The organism is Schaedlerella arabinosiphila, from assembly GCF_003885045.1.
In the GTDB taxonomy this organism is placed as follows: Bacteria; Bacillota; Clostridia; order Lachnospirales; family Lachnospiraceae; genus Schaedlerella; species Schaedlerella arabinosiphila.
In genome coordinates this window covers 3527110-3548595 of record NZ_RHJS01000002.1, presented here as the reverse complement: position 1 = coordinate 3548595, position 21486 = coordinate 3527110, and the positions used below count along the sequence as shown (strand labels likewise).

Annotated in this window: 17 protein-coding genes; all 17 read left to right on the top strand. The window is 53.2% G+C overall.

What is annotated here, in order from left to right:
- Nucleotides 1-19 precede the first annotated feature (19 nt).
- Nucleotides 20-3475 carry a PD-(D/E)XK nuclease family protein gene (locus tag EBB54_RS16975; RefSeq protein WP_125128320.1) on the top strand — a complete coding sequence of 1152 codons (3456 nt, stop codon included), beginning with the start codon at nt 20-22 and terminating at the stop codon, nt 3473-3475.
- Nucleotides 3476-7186, top strand: coding sequence for a helicase-exonuclease AddAB subunit AddA (addA, locus tag EBB54_RS16970; protein ID WP_125128319.1), 3711 nt, complete (start codon nt 3476-3478; stop codon nt 7184-7186). It begins immediately after the preceding gene.
- Nucleotides 7187-7365: 179 nt separating this feature from the next.
- Entirely contained in the window at nt 7366-7689 is a 324-nt protein-coding gene (locus EBB54_RS16965) for a PadR family transcriptional regulator (protein WP_004077856.1), read from the top strand.
- Nucleotides 7686-8570 carry a DUF1700 domain-containing protein gene (locus tag EBB54_RS16960; protein WP_125128318.1) on the top strand — a complete coding sequence of 295 codons (885 nt, stop codon included), beginning with the start codon at nt 7686-7688 and terminating at the stop codon, nt 8568-8570. Before EBB54_RS16965 ends, EBB54_RS16960 begins: the two co-directional genes overlap by 4 nt.
- 3 nt (nt 8571-8573) lie before the next feature.
- Nucleotides 8574-9470: a DUF4097 family beta strand repeat-containing protein gene (locus EBB54_RS16955; RefSeq protein WP_125128317.1), complete on the top strand. Its 897-nt coding sequence runs from the start codon at nt 8574-8576 to the stop codon at nt 9468-9470.
- Nucleotides 9471-9563: 93 nt separating this feature from the next.
- On the top strand, nt 9564-9755 hold the full coding sequence (locus EBB54_RS16950; RefSeq protein ID WP_004077850.1) for a PspC domain-containing protein: 192 nt from the start codon (nt 9564-9566) through the stop codon (nt 9753-9755).
- Nucleotides 9756-9958: 203 nt separating this feature from the next.
- Nucleotides 9959-10168, top strand: coding sequence for a small, acid-soluble spore protein, alpha/beta type (locus EBB54_RS16945; RefSeq protein ID WP_004077848.1), 210 nt, complete (start codon nt 9959-9961; stop codon nt 10166-10168).
- Between the two features lie 103 nt (nt 10169-10271).
- Nucleotides 10272-10982 carry a WecB/TagA/CpsF family glycosyltransferase gene (locus EBB54_RS16940; protein WP_125128316.1) on the top strand — a complete coding sequence of 237 codons (711 nt, stop codon included), beginning with the start codon at nt 10272-10274 and terminating at the stop codon, nt 10980-10982.
- Nucleotides 10983-11241: 259 nt separating this feature from the next.
- Complete coding sequence (locus EBB54_RS16935; protein ID WP_125128315.1) at nt 11242-12333, top strand: PucR family transcriptional regulator; 1092 nt, start codon at nt 11242-11244, stop codon at nt 12331-12333.
- A 112-nt stretch (nt 12334-12445) separates the two neighbouring features.
- Nucleotides 12446-13132, top strand: coding sequence for a cell division ATP-binding protein FtsE (gene ftsE, locus EBB54_RS16930; protein ID WP_004077841.1), 687 nt, complete (start codon nt 12446-12448; stop codon nt 13130-13132).
- Nucleotides 13122-14075 carry a permease-like cell division protein FtsX gene (locus tag EBB54_RS16925; protein ID WP_125128314.1) on the top strand — a complete coding sequence of 318 codons (954 nt, stop codon included), beginning with the start codon at nt 13122-13124 and terminating at the stop codon, nt 14073-14075. The genes ftsE and EBB54_RS16925 overlap by 11 nt, the downstream gene beginning before the upstream one ends.
- Before the next feature lie 135 nt (nt 14076-14210).
- Nucleotides 14211-15377: a murein hydrolase activator EnvC family protein gene (locus EBB54_RS16920; protein ID WP_125128313.1), complete on the top strand. Its 1167-nt coding sequence runs from the start codon at nt 14211-14213 to the stop codon at nt 15375-15377.
- 28 nt (nt 15378-15405) lie between these two features.
- Complete coding sequence (locus EBB54_RS16915) at nt 15406-16608, top strand: S41 family peptidase (protein WP_125128312.1); 1203 nt, start codon at nt 15406-15408, stop codon at nt 16606-16608.
- Nucleotides 16609-17044: 436 nt separating this feature from the next.
- Nucleotides 17045-18376, top strand: coding sequence for an aspartate--tRNA(Asn) ligase (gene aspS / locus EBB54_RS16910; RefSeq protein WP_125128311.1), 1332 nt, complete (start codon nt 17045-17047; stop codon nt 18374-18376).
- A gap of 69 nt (nt 18377-18445) precedes the next feature.
- Nucleotides 18446-19537 carry a hypothetical protein gene (locus EBB54_RS16905; protein ID WP_125128310.1) on the top strand — a complete coding sequence of 364 codons (1092 nt, stop codon included), beginning with the start codon at nt 18446-18448 and terminating at the stop codon, nt 19535-19537.
- 66 nt (nt 19538-19603) lie between these two features.
- Nucleotides 19604-19897 carry an Asp-tRNA(Asn)/Glu-tRNA(Gln) amidotransferase subunit GatC gene (gatC, locus tag EBB54_RS16900; RefSeq protein ID WP_004077828.1) on the top strand — a complete coding sequence of 98 codons (294 nt, stop codon included), beginning with the start codon at nt 19604-19606 and terminating at the stop codon, nt 19895-19897.
- Between the two features lie 25 nt (nt 19898-19922).
- Nucleotides 19923-21485, top strand: coding sequence for an Asp-tRNA(Asn)/Glu-tRNA(Gln) amidotransferase subunit GatA (gene gatA / locus EBB54_RS16895; RefSeq protein WP_125128309.1), 1563 nt, complete (start codon nt 19923-19925; stop codon nt 21483-21485).
- Nucleotide 21486 lies beyond the last annotated feature (1 nt).

The window sequence follows — 21486 nt, the reverse complement described above, 5'->3', positions numbered from 1 at the left end:
GAAAGGTGAGGGACCACGGATGTCATTGCAGTTTATTTTTGGAAATTCAGGAGCAGGAAAGTCTCATTATTTATATGAACAGATCGTAAAGGATTCCATGGAGCATCCCCAGACCAGCTATCTGGTTCTGGTGCCGGAGCAGTTTACCATGCAGACTCAGAAAGACCTGTGCATGGCGCATCCGCGGCACGGGATCATGAACATTGACGTCTTAAGCTTTGTGCGTCTCTCCCACCGGATCTTTGAAGAGCTGGGGAAAGAGGGACACCGGGTACTGGACGACGAAGGGAAGAACCTGATCCTGCGGAAGATCGCGGGAAAGTATGAGAAGGATCTGAAGATTTTAAAAGGGAACCTGAAAAAACAGGGGTATATCAGCGAGGTGAAATCCGTAATCTCCGAGTTCACCCAGTACGGGATCGGCGTGGAGGAGCTGGATGAATTTCTGGAAACTCTGGAGCCGGAGAGCTACCTGTATTACAAACTGTCGGATATCCGGACGGTATACGAAGGATTTGAGGACTATCTGGCGGACAAATATATTACAAAGGAGGAATTGCTGGACGTACTGAGCGAACTGGTGCCGGAGTCGGCCCTTCTGAAGAACAGCGTGGTGGTTCTGGACGGATTTACCGGATTTACGCCGGTGCAGAATAAGCTTTTGGGAGAATTGATGAAGGTCTGCAAAAAGGTGGTGGTCACTGTGGTGATGGATCAGCGGGAAGACCCCTTTGTGTATCGCCACCCCTATCAGTTGTTTGCCATCAGCAAGCAGATGGTGACAGGGCTTGTGAAGATTGCCGGGGAGCAGAAGACCCTGGTGGAGGAGCCGGTGTACCTGTACGAAAAGCCGGTGCGGCGGTTCCGGGAGAACCCGGCCATGGGACTGCTGGAAGAGCGGCTGTTCCGGTATATGGGAAAGGAGGAGCGGCAAAACGCAGGGGAAACAGCGCCGGCGGAGGAAGTCCGGGCAGACGCAGTTTCCATCCACGCGGTCCGCAATCCGAAAGAGGAGGCGGAGTATGTGGCCTCACAGATCCGGCGTCTGGTACGGGAAGGCGGCTACCGCTACAGGGACATGGCGGTGATTGCCAGCGACATGAACACCTATGCGGCGCATCTGGAAAAAGCCTTCGATGCCTTTGGGATTCCGGAATTTATGGATCACAAGAAAAGCATCCTGCTGAACGCATTTGTGGAATACCTGCGGAGCCTTCTGGCCATGGCGGATGAAAACTTTTCCTATGAAAGCGTGTTCCGTTTTCTGCGCACCGGAATGTCCGGATTCACGACGGAGGAGACGGATCGTCTGGAAAACCATGTGATTGCCCTGGGGATCAAGGGCTACAAAAAATGGCAGGAGCCATGGACGCGGGCCGCAAGGGGATGTACGGAGGAAGAACTGCAGCTCCTCAACGGCCTCAGGGTACGGTTTGTGGAAAAGCTGGAGAACCTCCTGTTTATTCTGCGGAAACGGAAAAAGACGGTGGGGGATATCACCCTGGCTGTGTATGATTATTTTGTCCAGGAGAAGCTTCAGGAGCAGATTCAGAGATTGGAGCTTCGGTTCCAGGCCGAGGGGGAGCTGGCCCTGGCAAAAGAATATTCCCAGATTTACCGCATTGTCATTGAACTGTTTGACAAATTTGCGGAGCTGCTGGGGGAGGAACCGGTGTCCCTGCAGGAATACCGGGAGCTTTTGGATGCCGGGTTAGAGGAGGCAAAAGTGGGCGTGATCCCGCCCAGCCTGGATCAGGTGGTCATCGGGGATGTGGAGAGAACCCGTCTGAACAATTTAAAGGTGCTGTTTTTCGTGGGAGCCAACGACACCTTTCTTCCGGGCAATCTGGGACAGGGAGGGCTTCTGTCGGAGCGGGACAGGGAAAAATTTTCCGCGCAGAAGCTGTCTCTCTCGCCGGGGGCAAAGGAAAAGACCTATATCCAGAAATTTTATCTCTATATGAATCTGACCAAACCGTCGGAAAAGCTGTATCTGTCGTTTTGCAAGGTATCCTCTGACGGGAAGGCGCTTCGCCCGGCCTATCTGATCCAGGATATCCGCCGGCTGTTTCCGGAGCTTATGGTACAGGATGAGGAAATGCGCACGCTTTCGGAACAGGAGCTGACCCGGGACAGGGGGGCTTTCTATCTTGCAAAGGGGCTGCGCAGCCGCAGGCAGGGCCTTGGAGAGGACTGGAAGGAGCTGTATTCCTGGTACCGGAGGCAGGAGCCGGAAGGGGCTGCGAGGATTCTGGACGCGGCATTTTATAGGAAGGAACCGGACCGGCTGACAAGGGCTGCGGCCAGGAGTCTGTTCGGAGACGATTCCCGGGTGAGCGTGACCAGGCTGGAGCAGTTTGCCTCCTGTGCTTACGCCCACTTTCTGACTTATGGGCTGCGGCTTTCGGAGCGGGAACAATATCAGTTTGAATCGCTGGATCTGGGGAATATCGCCCACCAGTCCATGGAACGGTTTGCCAGAAAAGCGGAGGAGTACCGGATGGACTGGACGGAACTGACAGAGGAGCTGAGGGAAAGCCTGATCCGGGAGAGCGTGGAGGAAAGCATCGCGGATTACGGCAATACCGTGCTGTTCAGCAGCGCCCGCAACGAGTATATGATCACCCGGATTGAGAATCTGATCCGGCGCTCCGTGTGGGCGCTGACGAAGCAGATGGAGAAGGGGGACTTTAAGCCCAGCGGATTTGAACTGAAATTCGGCAGCGGGAAGATCGACCGGATCGACACCTGCGCGGACGAGGGCAGGGTCTATGTGAAGGTGACGGATTATAAGACCGGGATGAAAAGCTTCGATATCACGGCATTTTATCACGGGCTGCAGATGCAGCTTCCGGTGTACCTCAATGCGGCCCTGGAGATTGAACAGAGGAAAACGGGGAAGCATAAAAGCGGGGAGACGGAGGTGGTTCCGGCAGGGATCTTTTATTACCGTATGCAGGATCCCTTTGTGGAGAAGGAATCGGATGACCGGGTGCTGGAAGGAAAGCTGCTCAAAGAGCTTCGCCTGGACGGGCTGGTGAATGCGGATGAAGCGGTGATCGGCCATCTGGAACGGGATCTGAACGGCAGCTCCAATCTGATCCCGGTTGGAAAAAACAAGGACGGGAGCCTGAGCAAAAGTTCCCGCGTGCTGGAGCCGGAGGACTTCGCGCTGTTTTTGTCCTTTGCGAAGAAAAAGGAGCAGGAACTGAAAAAACAGATCAATGAAGGCAATGCACAGGCCGCGCCCTATGAACTGAACGGGAGTACAGGCTGTGATTACTGCGCCTACCACGGGATCTGCGGATTCGATCCGCGGCTGGACGGATATGCCTACCGGAGCCTGGAGAACTATTCCAAAGAAGAAGTGATGGAGCATATCCGGGAGGAGACGGAGGAAACAAAACAGGCAGGGCGGCTTCGGAGAGAGCCGGGGGAAGAGACGCCTGGAGCGGCAGAGAAGGGGGATTTTTAAATGGGTGTACAGTGGACCAGGGAACAGCAGAAGGTGATCGAGCTTCGGAACCGGAATATCCTGGTGTCCGCGGCGGCAGGATCGGGGAAGACCGCGGTGCTGGTGGAACGGATCATTCGGATTTTGACAGACAGGGACAATCCGGTGGATGTGGACCGTCTCCTGATTGTGACATTTACGGAGGCAGCGGCGGCCGAAATGAAGGAGCGAATCCGGGGAGCCATTGAGAAGGAGCTGGAAAACAGGCCGGAGGACGTGCATCTGCAGCGTCAGGCGACTCTGATCCACAGTGCGAGGATCACCACCATCCACAGCTTTTGCCTTTCCGTGATCCGGGAGCATTTTCATGTCATTGATATAGATCCGGGATTTCGGATTGCGGAAGAAGGGGAATTAAAGCTCTTAAAGCAGGACGTTCTGGAGGAACTGCTGGAAGCCTGCTACGCGGAAGGGACAGAGGAATTTCTGGAATTTGTGGAAAAGCTGGGAAGCGGAAGAAACGACCGGAAGCTGGAGGAATTGATCCTGCAGCTTTACGAGTATTCCCGAAGCTACCCCCAGCCGGAAAAATGGCTTCGGCAGTGCGCCCGGACGTACGAACCCGTCCGGCCGGAGGAATCTGAAAACCAGGAAGTGCCGGAGGCATCCGTATCAGATACGGCAGAAGGCGGCGTAAGGGAGCCGATATATTTCCAAAAGGCCGCGTCCCAGGTGAAGCAGTACCTGGCGGATATCCGGGAGCTTCTTGAACAGGGAATCCGGATCTGTGAGGAACCGGACGGGCCGTATATGTATGGGGACATGCTGGAAGCGGATCTGGAGATGGTGGAAGGGATTCTCAAGGCAGAAAATTTTGCGGCGCTGTACGGGCGGATCTCGGCGGTTGCCTGGAAGCGTCTGTCCGCGAAAAAAGATGAAAGCGTCTCTGCGGAAAAACGGGAGCAGATCAAGTCGCTCAGAGATCAGGTGAAAAAGCTGGTGAAGGATCTGGCCGCGGCTTACTTTTATGAAACGCCGGAAGAACTGCTGAGTGACATGGAATCCTCCTTCGGAACCATGCAGGTATTTACGGAGCTGGTGATCCGGTTCGGAAAGGAATTTGGAAAACTCAAGCAGAGCAAAAATATGATTGATTTCAGCGATATGGAGCAGTTTGCCCTGCAGATTCTGACGACAGAGCAGGACGGGGAGCTGGTGCCCTCTCCGGCGGCGAAAGAATACCAGGAGCAGTTCACGGAGGTGATGATTGACGAATATCAGGACAGCAACCTGATCCAGGAATCCATTTTGACCAGCGTATCCACGGTCAGCCGGGGGAGGAACAACATCTTTATGGTGGGGGATGTGAAGCAGAGCATCTACCGGTTCCGCCTTTCACGGCCGGAATTGTTCATGGAAAAATATGCCGCCTACGATACCGGGGACAGCGACCGGCAGAGGATCGACCTTCATAAAAATTTCCGGAGCCGGGCGGAGGTGCTGGACAGTGTGAACGACGTGTTCCGCCGGATCATGCGCAGGGAACTGGGAGGGATTGTGTATGACGACCAGGCGGCGCTTTATCCGGGGGCGGATTTTGAACCCCTTGCCGGGGAGGACGGCAGTTCGGTTCACGAGACAGAGCTGCTGCTTCTGGACACGGCGGCTTCGGAGCTTGCAGCGGACGAGGAGGACGGGGCCTGTGCGGAAGGGACCAACCGGCAGATGGAAGCCAGGATGGTGGCGAAACGAATCAAGGAGCTGGTTCGAAACGGGCTGGTGAAGGATAAAAAGACCGGGGAGTACCGGAGGGCAGGATACCGGGACATCGTGATTCTGACCCGGAGCATCCGGGGCTGGGCGGACGTCTTTTCGGCAGTCCTGATGGAAGAAGGGATTCCCGCCTACGCGGGCAGCAGGGAAGGCTATTTTGAGGCATATGAGATCTGTGTGCTGCTGGATTATCTGCGGCTTTTGGACAACCAGAGGCAGGACGTGCCCCTTGCCGCGGTGCTGGCATCTCCCTTTGGGGGGCTGGATGCAGGGCAGATGGCGGAGATCCGCAGGGCTTATCCGGAGGGCGCGTTTTACCAGGCGGCGGAGCAGTATGTAAAGGCAGGACGGACGGAGCAGGAATCGGGAGAGGGGGAGATCCGCTCCCGTGAGCTCCAGGAGCGGCTGGAACATTTTTATGCACAGTTGGAGCGTTTTCGGAATCTGGTGCCCTATACGGCCATCCATGAGCTGCTCTGGAAGATTCTGGAGGAGACGGGATACGGCCTTTATATCGCCGCCATGCCGGGGGGCGAACAGCGGGCGGCGAATGTGGAGATGCTGGTGGAGAAGGCGGCCGTATTTGAAGGGAGCAGCTATAAGGGGCTGTTTAACTTTGTGCGTTATATCGAGCAGCTTCAAAAATACAACGTGGATTACGGGGAGGCCAATATCGCGGACGAACAGTCCGACACGGTGCGGATCATGAGCATTCATAAGAGCAAGGGGCTGGAGTTCCCCATCGTGTTCGTGGCGGGCATGGGCAAGCGGTTCAACACGCAGGATATGCGGGGCAGCATGATCATCCATCCCGAGTGGGGCGTGGGGATCGACGCGGTGGATCTAAAGCGGAGGACGAAGATTCCCACCCTTTTGAAAAAGATCATCCAGCGGGAGGTGATGCTGGAAAACCTTGGGGAGGAGCTTCGGGTGCTCTATGTGGCCATGACCCGGGCCAAGGAAAAGCTGATTCTCACCGGGCAGCTTCCGGAAGCGGAGAAGGTCCTGGCGGAAGCAGCTTCTCAGGGAGAAAGCCCGGCGCCGGAAGGTGCCCTGCCTTTTTACCGTCTGGCCGGCGCGCGCAGTTATCTGGACTGGGTGCTTCCGGCTGTCTGCAAAGGGGAGGCGCCTGTGCGGGTCTGCGTCAGGGGCTTGAGAGAGGCGGCCCTTCTGGACGCGGCGGAGGAAAAAGGGGAGCTGCTTGCAAGAGACGTGCTGGAGCACTGGGATACCGGGCGGGTCTATGACCCGGAACTGAACGCGCGGCTGGAGGAACAGGCAGGCTTTTCCTATTCCTATGAATCGGACCGGAAGCTGAAAATGAAATTCACGGTGTCGGAATTAAAAAAACGGGCCTATCTTGCGGAGGAAGGCGGGGAACTGGCCTGTGAGGAGCCTGATGTGATCCCACTGATCCCCCGGTTTTTGCAGGAGCGCGAGGAACTGGCGGGGGCTTCCCGGGGAAGCGCGTACCACAAACTGCTGGAACTTTTGGATTTTACAACAGACTATGGGGAAGAAGAACTGCAGGCTGCCATAGCAGGGCTGCAGGAGGAAAAAAAGCTGTCGGAGGAAATGGCGGCCTGTATCCGGATTCCGGACATCCTGGGCTTTCTGCACTGCCCTTCCGGACAGCGGATGCACCGGGCGGCGCGGCAGTCCTACCTTTTTAAGGAGCAGCCCTTTGTGCTGGGGGTGGACGCGAAAGAGATCTACCCGGAAGGGACATGCGGGGAAGTGATTCTGATCCAGGGAATCATCGACGTATATTTTGAGGAAGACGGGGAGCTGGTGGTGCTGGATTACAAGACGGACCGGGTGCAGAGCGCGAAGGATCTGAAGGAAAAATATCACGCCCAGTTGGAATACTATGCGGAAGCGCTGGAGCTGCTTCTTGGAAAACGGGTGAAAGAAAAGATCATCTATTCCTTTACCTTAAAGCAGGAAATAAAATTTTAAAAAACATATTGACAAATAATATTATACTGAATATAATATAGAAAAAAGAACAATATTAAGAAAAGCGTAATATTATTTTGAACTGCGGCATAGATTCTTTTCGTATGATCCGGATATTTTTTTCGCAGAGGAACGCGTTTTTTTACATCCGGATCATAGGATAGCAAAGAGGTGATAGGATGGTATTTAACACTGGTGCGGCGCTGCTGGATGCGATTGTCCTGGCGGTCGTGACCCGGGATGCGGAAGGAACTTACGGGTACAAGATCACGCAGGATGTGCGCAAGGCGATTGACGTGTCGGAATCGACACTGTATCCCGTCCTCAGACGCCTGCAGAAGGATGAATGCCTGGAAGTATACGACAGGCAGTTTGACGGCAGGAACAGACGGTACTACAAAGTGACGGAAAAAGGCGCGGTGCAGCTGAACCTGTACAGGACAGAGTGGAAAAGTTATTCTAAGAAGATTTCAGATATATTTGAAGGAGGGATGACTGTATGAGCTACGAGGAATTTATGAAAGAACTGGAAGGACTGCTTGCAGGAGTCCCGACGGAGGAGAAGGAGGAAGCGCTGCAGTACTACTCGGATTATTTTGCAGACGCCGGCAAGGAGAACGAGGGAGAGGTGATTTCAGAGCTGGGCAGCCCCCAGAAGGTGGCGGCTCTGATCAAAGCCGGCCTGAAAAGCGGCGGCATGGACGGCGGCGAATTTACGGAATATGGATATACGGACGAACGCTTTGTGAAGAAGGACGATCTGATGCGCCGGGAGCCGAAGAAGGAGAAGAAGTCCCAGAACCGGTATTCCTACCAGGAGCAGGCATCTTACAGCGGGCGCGCGGAAGGAGATTCCTCCCGGGGCAGCAGCTATTCCTACGGATCAGGGCAGCAGACCTATGAAAAAGGGAGTCATGCTTATACAAATGAAAGTCATGGGTATGGAGATGCATACGGCAGCGGCAGCCAGGGGAATACTTCTTACCGGCAGAAAACCGGCCCATGGACGAACCGGGGGCTGAAAATCCTGTTGATCGCGCTGATCGTCCTCTGCGCGGTGCCGGTGGCATTTCCGGTGCTGATCGCGGCAGCGGCGGTGATTTTCGGGGTGGTGGCTGCCGCAGTTTCCATATTCTTTGCGTTGGTGATTGGCGCTGCCGCGGTGGGGATTTCCGGGATCGTGATCCTATGCGCGGGACTTTCAAAGCTGGCCGTCCTGCCCTCTGCAGCCCTTCTGACAGCGGGGATCGGACTTCTGACCTTTGTCATAGGGCTGATTGCGGCGGTGGCGGCAGTGCGTCTGTGTATGCTGATCTATCCGGCACTGTTCCGGTTTCTGGTGGGGATCTGCCGGAAGCCATTTCAAAGAAAGGCAGGGATGTAGGTGATGAAAAAGCATTGGAAGGTCTTTTGGGGAATGTGTATTGCTCTGGGCATCCTGGGAATCGCATTGTGCATTTCCGGAATGCTGCTGGGGGCAACGATGGAAGCCGTCCGGGGGACATTCGGTATTTCGGGGATGAAAAATTTTTGGGAATCCAGCGGCTCCGTTGTGGACGTGGAAACACTGGTGGAGAATCATGATGCAGGAAGTGAAAGCGGAAGCGGCGATGGATACGGCGATTCCTATCCGGGCCGGAAGTTTTCGGATATCCGGGAACTGAAGATCGACGTGACCTGTCTGGAAGTGTATATTGCGAAATGGGGCGGCAGCGAGATTCTTGCGGATACAGACAATGTGAACCAGGAGATCCTGGATGATTTTGTGATGACCGGCAAAGACGGAGAACTCAAGATTGAGCTGAAGAACAGAAACAAATGGGAAAAGATGTTCCAGGGCGCATATTGTCAGGGAACCCTGTTTCTCCAAATTCCCGCGGATCTGCAGTTTGAGAAGGCAAAGATTCAGGTGGGCGCCGGGGTATTGAAGGCAGACGACCTGCGCGCAGAGGAACTGGAGATCCAGGTCGGTGCGGGAGAGGTGTATCTGGATTCCTTCCAGGCGCAGGAGATGGATCTGGAATGCGGTGCGGGAGAAGCCGTTCTTTACGGCGACGCGCTGCGGGAGGCAAAGATCGAATGCGGTGTAGGCACCGTCCACTATACGGCGTCCGGGAGCCAGGAGGATTATAATTACGAGGTGGAATGCGGGATCGGTTCTGTGACCGTGGGAGGAGACACCTACAGCGGACTGGGCAGCGAGCACAAGATTCATAACGGCGGAAGCAAAAAGATGGAGATTGAGTGCGGCATCGGCCTGGTAGACGTGTCCTTTGACGGCTGAGATAAAACGCGGCTTTGCCGTACCGGCCGATCCAAAAGAAAAGGGGATCTGCCGTACTGTGAACAGACAATCAATAGAAAGGAGACATAGAGAATGGATCAGAAGAGAATTTATCGTTCAAGACAAAACAGGATGATCTGCGGAGTATGCGGAGGTGTGGGAGAATATTTCAATATCGACCCCACGCTGATCCGTCTGGCTGTGGCGCTGGCCGGGGTGTGCAGCTTCGGAACCTGCGGGCTGGCCTATTTTGTGGCGGCGGTGATCATACCGGATGAAATGTAAAAACAGCAGGAAAAGAAAGGTTCTAAGATTTAGAAAATAGTTTCCTGCAGAGGGGTTCTTTTAGAAAAGGCATTCTTTTTTGAATGCCTTTTTACTTTCTGGCAATACTTCTTGTGTACGGCCCGGCCCGGCATCAGCGCGGCGCGAGGGTGCGCGGACCCGGCGTATGAGTTTCATAGCAGAGATAGAAGGAGGAGGCTGTGATGTCTGGAAAGAAGAACCAGAAGATTGACTTAAAGAATCTGGAACCGGAAGAAAAGCTGAAATATGAGATCGCGGAAGAACTGGGACTCCTTGACCGGGTCCTGCAGGACGGGTGGCGCTCCCTGTCCTCCAAGGAGACGGGGCGGATCGGGGGAATGATCACCCGCAGGAAACGGATGCATCCCGGGGAAGACGGACAGAAAAAGTAAGCCCAACTGTTATAAAAGTGTGAAATTAAACACAGGTGGTTGAAAAAAGAAGACATTTTTGATACAATTGTACGAATCGGGAAAAAGAAACGGGTGAGTTGTCATGGAAAATAAGATAGATATCTTTGAGATAGACATCGATGCACTGACTGCAAAGGACACGCTCAAAAGAATCGTACAATTTATGGAAAGCGAAACGGTCAATACCGTGGAGATCGTGACTCTGGAGCTGCTGGTACACGGGCAGGATGATTCGGAGTGGCGGGAGATGATGCGGCAGATGGATCTGGTACTGCCGGGGGAGAAGGAGATCCTGGAGGCTTCGGAGAAAGCGGCGGGGCCTTTGGGCGGCGCCGCCGGGAGCAACGGCCGTCTGATGAAGGAGATGGAAAAGCGGGTATTTTTGAAAATGTTTCTGAAGTATCTCCAGAGGACAGGCAAGAAGGTATTTCTTCTGGCAGACCAGGAGACGGATCTTTTGCTGCTCCAGGAGAAGCTGAGGCCTTATGCAAAGGGATTTCTGCCCGCCGGACATGCCCTGCTGCCCCAGGAAGGCGGCAGGAAGGACAGTGTCATCAATGAGATCAACGGTGCGGAACCGGACTGTATCATATCCGTGCTGCCTTATCCGGAGCAGGAGCGGTTCATCACCGAGGCAAAGGCGCTTTTGAACGCCCGTCTCTGGATCGGCTGCAGCCTGATCCTGCTGCAGGAGGAAAATATAAAAAAGCCTTCGGGAAAGCTTCGAAAATTTTTACTGAAACGGACGCTGCGTCATCTGGTTGACCGGCAGAAAAGCAGGCAGGAGGAATAAAGAGAACGCAGGAACAGGGATTACATGGAGAGGAAAAATATGTCAATTAGGCAGAATGCATAATTTCTACTCGACGGCAAAAAATGAATTTTTTGTTAAATATATGGGGGAATGCATAAATATCATGGATTTCCTCTTTATTTTTTGGGCGTTTTGTATTAACATATATACGATATCTGTGTGTTCCGATTTAAACCACGGAAAAAAGATTTGTGAAAAATGCACATGGATAAGCGTATATGAGCGGAGGAGATAAATTATGATAACGAATCAGGTACTTCTGAACACAATTGAAGGATTGAAGAGTATTTCTAGGATTGATTTCTGTGTATTTGACACGGAAGCAAAAGTACTGGCCAGCACTTTCGGCGAGAGCAGGGATTTTGAAAGCGCGATTTTATCATTCGGGGCTTCTCCGGCAGACAGCCAGGTCATTCAGGGCTGCCAGTTTTTCAAGATCTTTGACGAGCAGCAGCTGGAATATATCCTGCTTGCAGGCGGGGAGAGCGACGACGCCTATATGGTGGGCAAGATCGCGGCATTCCAGATTCAGAATCTCCTGGTGGCGTACAAAGAGCGGTTTGACAAGGATAATTTTATCAAGAATCTGCTGATGGACAACCTGCTTTTAGTGGATATTTATAACCGCGCCAAAAAATTACATATTGACACAGAAGTAAAACGTGTTATCTTTATTATTGAGACTTCACACGAAAAGGACAGTGCTGCCCTGGATAACGTGCGCAACCTTTTGGGAGGAAAGGCGAAGGATTTTGTCACGGCCGTGGATGAGAGAAATATCATCGTCGTGAAGGAACTGTCCGAGAAGGACGGCAGCAGGGAGCTGGCCCGGATGGCCAAGGAGATGCTGACGATCCTGCGGGAGGACAGCGGGGATGAGCAGATGCACATCGCCTACGGCACGGTTGTGAATGACATCAAGGAGGTCTCCAAGTCATATAAAGAGGCGAAGCTTGCGCTGGATGTCGGTAAGATCTTCTACGTGGAGAAGGATATCGTGGCATACAGCAGCCTGGGGATCGGCCGTCTGATCTACCAGCTTCCGCTTCCGCTGTGCAAGATGTTCATCAAGGAAATATTTGAAGGGAAATCCCCGGATGAATTTGATGAAGAGACACTTGCAACGATCAATAAATTCTTTGAAAACAGCCTGAATGTGTCAGAGACGTCCAGGCAGCTTTATATCCACAGGAATACGCTGGTATACCGCCTGGACAAGCTGCAGAAGAGCACAGGGCTCGACCTGCGCGTGTTTGAGGATGCGATCACCTTTAAGATCGCCCTGATGGTGGTGAAGTATATGAAGTATATGGAGACATTGGAATACTGAAAAGATACAGGTTCCAGGTAGGACGGTGGCATATATGCCGGGGAGCAGAAGAATCTGCCTCTCAGTATCACTTTTAGAATTTACGAAAGAGTATGGTATTCAGGAGGAGCATATGATTGAGCTAAAAAACGTAACGAAGGAGTACACAAAGGGCAATGCCGCCCTCAATGGGGTATCCGTCAAGATTGAAAAGGGTGAATTTGTCTTCATTGTAGGAGACAGCGGCTCAGGCAAATCTACCCTGATCCGTCTGATCATGAAGGAGCTGGACCCGACGGAGGGAACGATCATTGTCAATGGCCGGAATCTGAACCGAATGAAGCATCGGCATATTGCAAAGTACAGAAGAGGGCTGGGCGTGGTTTTCCAGGATTTCCGCCTGCTTAAGGACCGGAATATCTATGAGAATATCGCATTCGCCCTGCGTGTCACCGAGACGCCCACCAGGGTCATCAAGAAGAAGGTTCCCGCGGCGCTTTCACTGGTAGGGCTGGCTCAGAAGTATAAATCGCATCCAAAGGAACTCTCCGGGGGGGAGCAGCAGCGGGTGGCAATTGCAAGGGCGATTGTCAACGAACCGGCGATCCTGCTGGCCGACGAGCCGACCGGTAACCTGGACCCGACCAATTCATGGGAGATCATGAGCCTTCTGAAGGAGGCCAACGAGAGGGGGACTACGGTTCTTGTGGTAACACATAACCAGGAGATCGTTAACGAGATGAATGAACGGGTGATCACTATGAAGCATGGTGTGATCGTCAGTGATGAACAAAGAGGTGGGTATATAGATGAGGATTAGTACGATAGGATATGTAATCAAACAGGGATTTAAGAATATCGGAAGGAACATGATGTTTTCACTTGCATCTATTGCCACGATGTCCGCCTGTATTTTTCTGTTTGGATTGTTTTTTTCAATATTATTCAACTTTCAGTATATTATCAAGAGCGCGGAGGAAGGGGTGGCCATCACCGTATTCTTTGAGGACGGCATCACCCAGGCGCAGATCGACAATATCGGGCAGGCACTTCGGGGGAGAGACGATGTGTCTGACGTAAAGTATGTGTCTGCGGATGACGCGTGGGAGGAATTCAGGAGCAAGTATTTCGGCGAGAATGAAGAACTGGCAGACGGATTCCGCAATGACAATCCGCTGGCAAACTCCAGCAACTACGAGGTTTACATGAAGACCCTGGATGACGATGTGGATATCAGCCTGATGGGCGGAAAGTCGCTTTCCACCACCCAGCAGGATCTGGTTCGGTTCGCGGGAAGCCTGGACGGGGTGCGCAGTGTGAAGAAGTCTGACCTGGTGGCCAACATGCTTTCCAGCGTGAACGTTCTGGTGGCATATATTTCCGTTGCTATCATCCTGATCCTGTTCGGGGTTTCCATCTTCCTGATCAGCAATACGGTTGCCATGGGTATTACGGTTCGGAAGGAAGAGATCGCGATCATGAAATATATCGGAGCAAAGGACTTTGTAGTCCGTTCCCCCTTCGTGATTGAGGGTCTGATCATCGGCCTGGTGGGCGCGGTGCTTCCGCTGGCGCTTTTATATGTGCTTTATGGAAAGGCAGTCGCATATATTATGGAGAAGTTCAGTATCCTGACCAATATCATAGACTTCCTTCCGGTACTGAGGGTATACCATTATTTACTGCCGATTGGGCTGGGACTCGGAGTGGGAATCGGCTTCCTCGGAAGTTACTTTACCGTACGTAAGCATCTGAAAGTTTGATCCTGTCATGGCAGGCAGCTTTCAAAGGGCGGCGCCGTGACTGGTCAAACGTTGCCGTGTACTTGCTGCACGGCATCCGGCCAATACAGTAATACATGCATTGTAATAGATACGTTAAATGATAAGGTGGGCTGTATGAAAAAATGTAAGAGGAGTATAATAAGCGGGGTACTGGTACTTGCAATGTGCATGGGGACAGCGGTAAATGTACAGGCAACGACCATCGAAGAGGCGCAGGAGATTGCGGACCAGCTTGACGAAGAGAAGGAGGCGGCGGAGGCAGAGAAGAACGCGCTGACGGATCAGTTGAATCAGATCATCGGGGAGATGAACGTGGCGCAGGAAAGGCTGACCAACAAGCAGGCCGAGATCAGGCAGGCCGAGGACGATCTTGTACAGGCAAAGGTGGATGAGAATACACAGTACCAGAGTATGAAAAAGCGGATTCGATATATGTACGAGGTAGGGAATACCCAGTTTATCGAGGTCCTGCTGAACAGTGAAAATATGGGTGACTTTCTGAACAACGTGGAGTATGTCAACCAGTTATCAGAATACGACAGGGATCGGCTGGCAGATTTTCAGAAGATCCGCAGTGAAGTGGAGGCCAGGGAAAGAGCTCTGCAAGAGGAATATGTGGTTCTGAGAAACCTGCAGGATGCGCTGATTGCCAAGCAGGCTGAGGTGGAGCAGCTTCTGGCGGATAAGAATCTGCAGATCGCAGACCTGGAAGGACAGATCGGTGAAAATGCCGCCCTGCTGGAAGAACTCATCCGGCAGGCGGAAGAAGAGAAACGCAAGCAGGAGGAGCAGGCAGCGGCGGCCGCTGCAGCCGCTGCCGCTGCGGCAGCAGCAGAAGCCGAGGCGGCCGCAAGGGCCAACGGGGGAAGCGCGTATATTCCAAGCACCGATGTGGTGGTAAGCGGCAACGGGCAGTTTACGAATCCGTGCCCCAGCGGATCGGTTTCCAGTACCTTCGGCTACCGGACCTTTGACAATTCGTTCCACAACGGGCTGGATCTTGCGGCATCAAGCGGAGCGCCTACATATGCTGCAGATTCAGGAACCGTGCTGATCGCCGGATGGAGTGACAGCGCCGGGAACTGGGTTGTCGTAGACCACGGCAACGGGTTTGTGACGAAGTATATGCACCATTCCGCCCTGGCAGTGACTGCGGGGCAGTCGGTGAGCAAAGGCCAGCAGGTGGGATATGTGGGGTCAACCGGGTATTCGTCCGGCCCGCACCTCCATTTCCAGGTGGAGCTGGGCGGATCGCCTGTGAATCCGCAGATATATCTCTAAAAAATAGCAAATCAAAATGGAGCTGAGAATGAACGAAAAGTATAGATTTTTGAAAGGGGCGCTGTGTGGCGCCCTTGCTATGTTATGTATTGTGACGGCTGTCAACGGGATCAGAGGGACCGTGGCCAGTGCTGTGCCCCAGTTGTCAGCGATCGGGGAAGAAGGCGAAGAGGAAGGATTTTCGGAGGAAAAGCTTAAAAGGATTCGTGCAGTGATCGACAGTGTGTACCTCCGGGAGGATGAGATCGACGACAGTGCCCTTACGGAGGGGATGTATGAAGGCTATGTGCGCGCCCTGGGAGATCCGTATTCCGTGTATTACACGGAGGAGGAGGCCGAGGAACTGATGCAGGGGATTTCCGGAGAGTATTCGGGAATCGGGGCCGGCCTATCCCAGAGCTATGAGACAAAGATCGTGACCATTACCAATGTGTTCCGGGATTCTCCGGCAGAGGAAGCCGGGCTGAAATCAGGGGATATCCTGTATCAGGTGGACGATCATGAGATCACGGACGAAGATTTGAACCAGGTGGTTGCCTGGATCAAAGGGGAAGAAGGCACCAAGGTGACGCTGCACGTGATCCGGGGTTCCGAGGAAAAGGAGATTACGGCAGTACGCCGTATCGTGAAGGCGCAGACGGTAGAATATGAGATGAAGGACTCCCAGGTGGGATACATCCGGGTCACGGAATTTGACTCGGTGACCTATGAGCAGTTCAAGGCGGCTCTGGCGGAACTGGATGGGAAAGGGATGAAGGGCCTTGTCATTGACCTGCGGAGCAATCCGGGAGGGGATCTGGACACGGTTCTGGATATGCTGCGGCTGATCCTGCCCAAGGGAACGATCATTTCCACGGAGAATAAGGACGGCAAGGAAGAGGAGTACACCTGCGACGGGAAGCAGGAGTTTGACCGGCCGCTGGCGGTTCTGGTAAATGGATACAGCGCCAGTGCGTCCGAGATTTTTTCCGGTGCGGTTCAGGATTATGAAAAGGGAAAGATCGTAGGCACGACCACCTATGGAAAAGGGGTGGTGCAGGAGATCATCAGCCTTCTGGACGGATCCTATATCAAGGTCACCACATCCGAGTATTTTCTGCCCAGCGGGAGAAGTATCAATGAGGCCGGGATCACTCCTGATGTGGAAGTGGAATATGAGCCGAATGAAGAGGACGAAGAAGCGGATAACCAGCTTGACAAAGCTTTGGAAGTGATCCGAGAAGAACTTTAAAATACATTTTTGAGAAAAAAGTCTTGCAAAGGTAAAAAAACTGTGCTATTATTGTAAACAATTTTAGCATAGTGAAGTGCAAAATTATCAAAGGCAGAGAACAAGACTCTGGTCATCAGAACCTGACAGGAAGGCGGCGTCACCGACTGAGAGCGCCAGACAGGGGAGAAGATCAGGAGCTGTGTCAGGAAGGGATCTTTCCGGCAGCTCCGTAAGGGAACACTTGGGAGCCGACCGGCTGAAGGAAGAGTAGGCCGGTACGCGAAGCAGGCGTTATATGCGATGACGAGAGGGATAGTTTCTGATCTGCAAGGGGGCAGGCAGGACTGTTCAATGCGGGTGGTACCGCGGATTTTATATCGAAATAAATTCCGTCCCGGGATGCGCAGATGGCATCCCGGGACTTTTTTTGCGCAGCGGAAAGGAGAGAAAGAGTATGGAATTTGTAACCGGAGTAAAAGAAAAAGAGACATTGGAATTGCATGAATTAATGGCAAAGGATCTGGCGGGGAATACCGTAAAAGTAAACGGCGCCATTCATGCGATCCGTGACATGGGCAATGTGGCTTTCATCATCCTCAGAAAACGGGAGGGACTTGTTCAGTGTGTATCCGATGAAGAAATTACAAACTTTTTCTTGAAAGATTTGAAAGAAGCGGATACAGTAGAGGTAACAGGAATCTTGATCAACTCAGAGAAGGCGCCGGGCGGGATTGAGATTCGGATCTCGGCAGTCCGGATTTTAAGCGAACCGGCAGAGCCGCTGCCGCTGGCAATCGGAAAATGGAAGCTGTCCACCTCCCTGGAAGCAAAGCTGAACTACCGCCCCATTGCCCTGAGAAACCTCCGGGAGCGCGCCCGGTTCAAGCTCCAGGAAGGACTGGTAAGGGGATTCCGGGATTTTCTCTATGGGGAAGGATTTACGGAGATCCATACGCCGAAGATCGGGGCGAAGAGCGCGGAAGGCGGGGCAAACGTCTTTAAGCTGGATTATTTCCACCGGCCGGCGATCCTGCAGCAGAGCCCCCAGTTCTATAAGCAGATGATGGTGGGGGTTTACGACCGGGTATTCGAGACAGCCCCGGTATTCCGTGCGGAGAAGCACAACACGAAGCGGCATCTTAATGAATATACCAGCCTGGATTTTGAGATGGGCTATATCGACGGATTTGAAGAAATCATGGCCATGGAAACCGGATTTCTGCAGTATACCATGAAGCTGCTGAAACAGGATTATGGGACGGAGTTAAAGCTTCTGGACGTGGAGCTGCCGCAGACGGACCGGATTCCGGCTGTAAGGTTTGACGAAATCAAGCGCCTGGTGTCTGAAAAATACGGCCGGAGGATCAAAAACCCCTTTGACCTGGAGCCGGAGGAGGAAAGCCTGATCAGCCGGTATGCAAAGGAAGAGTGGGATGCGGATTTTGTGTTCGTCACCCACTATCCTTCAAAAAAACGTCCCTTCTATGCAATGGACGATCCGGAGGATACAGCTTTTACTCTGAGTTTTGACCTGTTGTTCCGGGGAATGGAAATTACGACCGGCGGCCAGAGGATTCATGATTACCGCAGGCTGCTGGAAAAGATGGAGGCCAGAGGGATGACCGGGGAAGGCATGGAGCAGTATTTAAGCGCTTTCAAGCACGGGATGCCTCCCCATGGCGGCTTGGGAATCGGCCTGGAACGTCTTACAATGAAACTGATGGAGGAGGACAATGTGCGGGAAACTACATTGTTCCCAAGAGATTTGAGCAGACTGGAACCGTAGAGAACACGGCGGGAAGGCCGGATGCAGTCTCTGGAGCGTTCCCTGCTCGGAAAGAGATGGTGAGGGAGAATGGCAAACAAAAATGAATGCTATTTGTGCGGGGGAAAGCTTCGCGGCGGATACTGCCCGGCCTGCGGGCTGGATAATACCAGGATCCACAGGAAGCATTATCATCTGAACGAAAGCTATACGGTGGAGAGTATGAACGGGGATGCCGGGCAGGCTTCGGAGAAATGCGGCTACAAGGCAGAGCAGGATAAAGGCAGCTTTGAGACGGAGAAAAAAGAGAAAAAAAGCAAGCCTGTTTTTAAATACAATGCTCAGTTCCAGAATACAAAATTTGGAAACAACGGAAGAAATACGGCCTGGAATGCACACTCGTCCGGAAAGTCAAAAATAGCCGTGGCCGTGATTATATCTGTGTTTGTTCTGATGGGAGGCGTGGCAAACTACATTTCTGAGAACGGCCTGCATTTCGGAGGGCTCAGTGAACCGGAGGCAGACCCTGGTTATGCGGGACCCTACGAATACGCCGAGAGGGAGCTGGCGGAAACAGGGGATCACTATGAGACGGAACTGATCCAGGGAGAATATCTGGTGGGCGTCCATCTGCCGGAGGGAAGTTATACGGCGGAGCTTCTGGAAGGGAGCGGCGGGCTGAGCCTGGAAGATATGGAAAACGGAATCTATATCTGGCAGTCCTTTGGAACCGAGGAAGAGTATGATGAAGTGCAGGTTCTGGAAGACATCCGGCTCTATGAGGGGGCGCATGTGACGGTCAGGGATCCTGTTATCCTGAAACTGACGACGGAAAACGGACAGACGGATGATCTGGAATTTACGGAAAATCCGCTGACAGAGACCGTAACCGTTAAGAAGGATGAAACACTGACAGTCGGAGATGAGATCGTCCAGGGCGTGTATGACCTTCATGTGGAATCCGGCTGGGGAATCCTGCGGTGCATGATCATAGATGAAGATTATGAGGATGGGTATTATGAAACGTCCTACTGGCTGAGCGGTGAAGAAATGGACGATACCTACCGGAATCTGTATCTGCGGGAAGGTACGGTGGTAACGGCAGAGGAAAATTCTCTGGAACTGGTTCCCAGCGAGGTGATTGGAACCGGGGACTATTGGGAATATTATCAGTATGATTAACAGGGCGGCGCCAAAATCTGCAGCAGGGGACTGCCCGCGTTTACAAGCAATTACGGAGGCGTATGTATGGCAAACAAAATATCAGACGAAACCATGGAGTATGTGGGAATCCTGGCAAAGCTGGAATTGTCCCGGGAGGAAAAAGAGGCCGCAAAGGCAGATATGGAAAAGATGCTGGATTATATCGACACGCTGAATGAGTTGGATACTGCGGGGGTGGAGCCCATGTGTCACGTGTTTCCGGTACACAATGTATTTCGGGAGGATGTGGTAACCGGCGGAGACAACAGGGAGCAGACTCTGGCGAACGCGCCTCTCAGGAAAGAGGACAGCTTTGTGGTACCGAAAACGATTGGATAAATGAGAGAAAAAGGCGGTGTAGGTTATGGATCTGTTAAAACTGACAGCCCTTGAGCTGGGCAGGAAAATCAAGGATAGAGACGTGTCGGTCAGGGAGGCATTGGAAGCCGTGCTGGCACAGGCAAGGGCAGTGGAGCCGGAGATCAACAGCTATGTGACTCTGGACGAAGAAGGAGCCTTAGCCCAGGCGGAGGCAGTACAGGAGAAGATTGACCGGGGAGAACTAAAGGGGCCTCTGGCAGGCGTCCCGGCGGCCGTCAAGGATAACATAAGTATCGAGGGGCAGCTTACCACCTGCAGCTCCAGGATTCTTTCCAACTATCGCCCCACCTTTACGGCGGAGGCGGTGAAAAATCTGCAGAGGGAAGGGGCGGTTGTCGTCGGCAAGACCAACATGGATGAATTTGCCATGGGGAGCACAACAGAGACCTCCTGCTTCGGGCCGACGAAAAACCCCCATAACCTGCTGTATGTGCCGGGCGGATCTTCCGGCGGTTCCTGTGCGGCCGTGGCGGCGCAGGAATGCTGGTATGCGCTGGGGTCGGACACCGGAGGTTCTATCCGGCAGCCAAGCTCCTTCTGCGGTGTGGTGGGGCTGAAACCTACTTATGGTACGGTTTCCCGCTATGGGCTGATTGCATACGGATCTTCTCTGGATCAGATCGGGCCGGTGGCAAAGGATGTGGCGGACTGTGCCGCGATCCTGGAAGCGGTGGCGTCCCGCGATGAGAAGGACAGCACTTCCGTGGAGAGACAGGATTATGATTTTACATCCGCCCTGGAAAGGGACATAAAGGGAATGAAGATCGGGATTCCCAGGGATTATATGGGGGAAGGGCTGGATTCGGAAGTGGCGGACGCCATCTGGAGGGCGGCCCGGGTGCTGGAGGAACGGGGCGCGGTGCTGGAAGAGTTTGATTTAAGCCTTGTGAAATATGCGATTCCGGCCTATTATGTGATCGCGTCGGCGGAGGCCAGCTCGAATCTGGAGCGTTTTGACGGGGTAAAATACGGTTACCGCGGGGCAGACTGCGAGGGGCTTCACAGCATGTATAAAAAGACCCGGTCCGAAGGGTTCGGCGCAGAGGTGAAACGCAGGATCATGCTCGGCTCCTTTGTGCTCAGCTCCGGGTATTATGATGCCTATTATCTGAAAGCGCTGCGCACGAAAGCACTGATCAAACAGGCATTTGACAAGGCGTTTGAAACCTATGACCTGATCCTCGGCCCGACGGCTCCGACTACGGCGCCGAAACTGGGGAAGAGCCTGCAGGATCCGCTGAAAATGTATCTGGGCGATATCTATACCATTTCCGTGAACCTGGCGGGACTGCCGGGGATGAGCGTTCCTGTGGGGAAAGACAGCAGAGGGCTGCCCATCGGCATGCAGCTGATCGGCAACAGTTTTCAGGAGAAAAAGCTGATCCGTGCAGCGTATGCTTATGAATGCGCGACAGAGAAGGAGTACGAGGCGCCTGCGGATGTCAGAATCGGAGCAGGAACAAAAGGACGTCAGGACGGGGATTTTCGGGAGAGCATCAGCCGGGCGGCAGGTACAGAGAATCCGGCATCAGGAAGGGAGGCGTAAG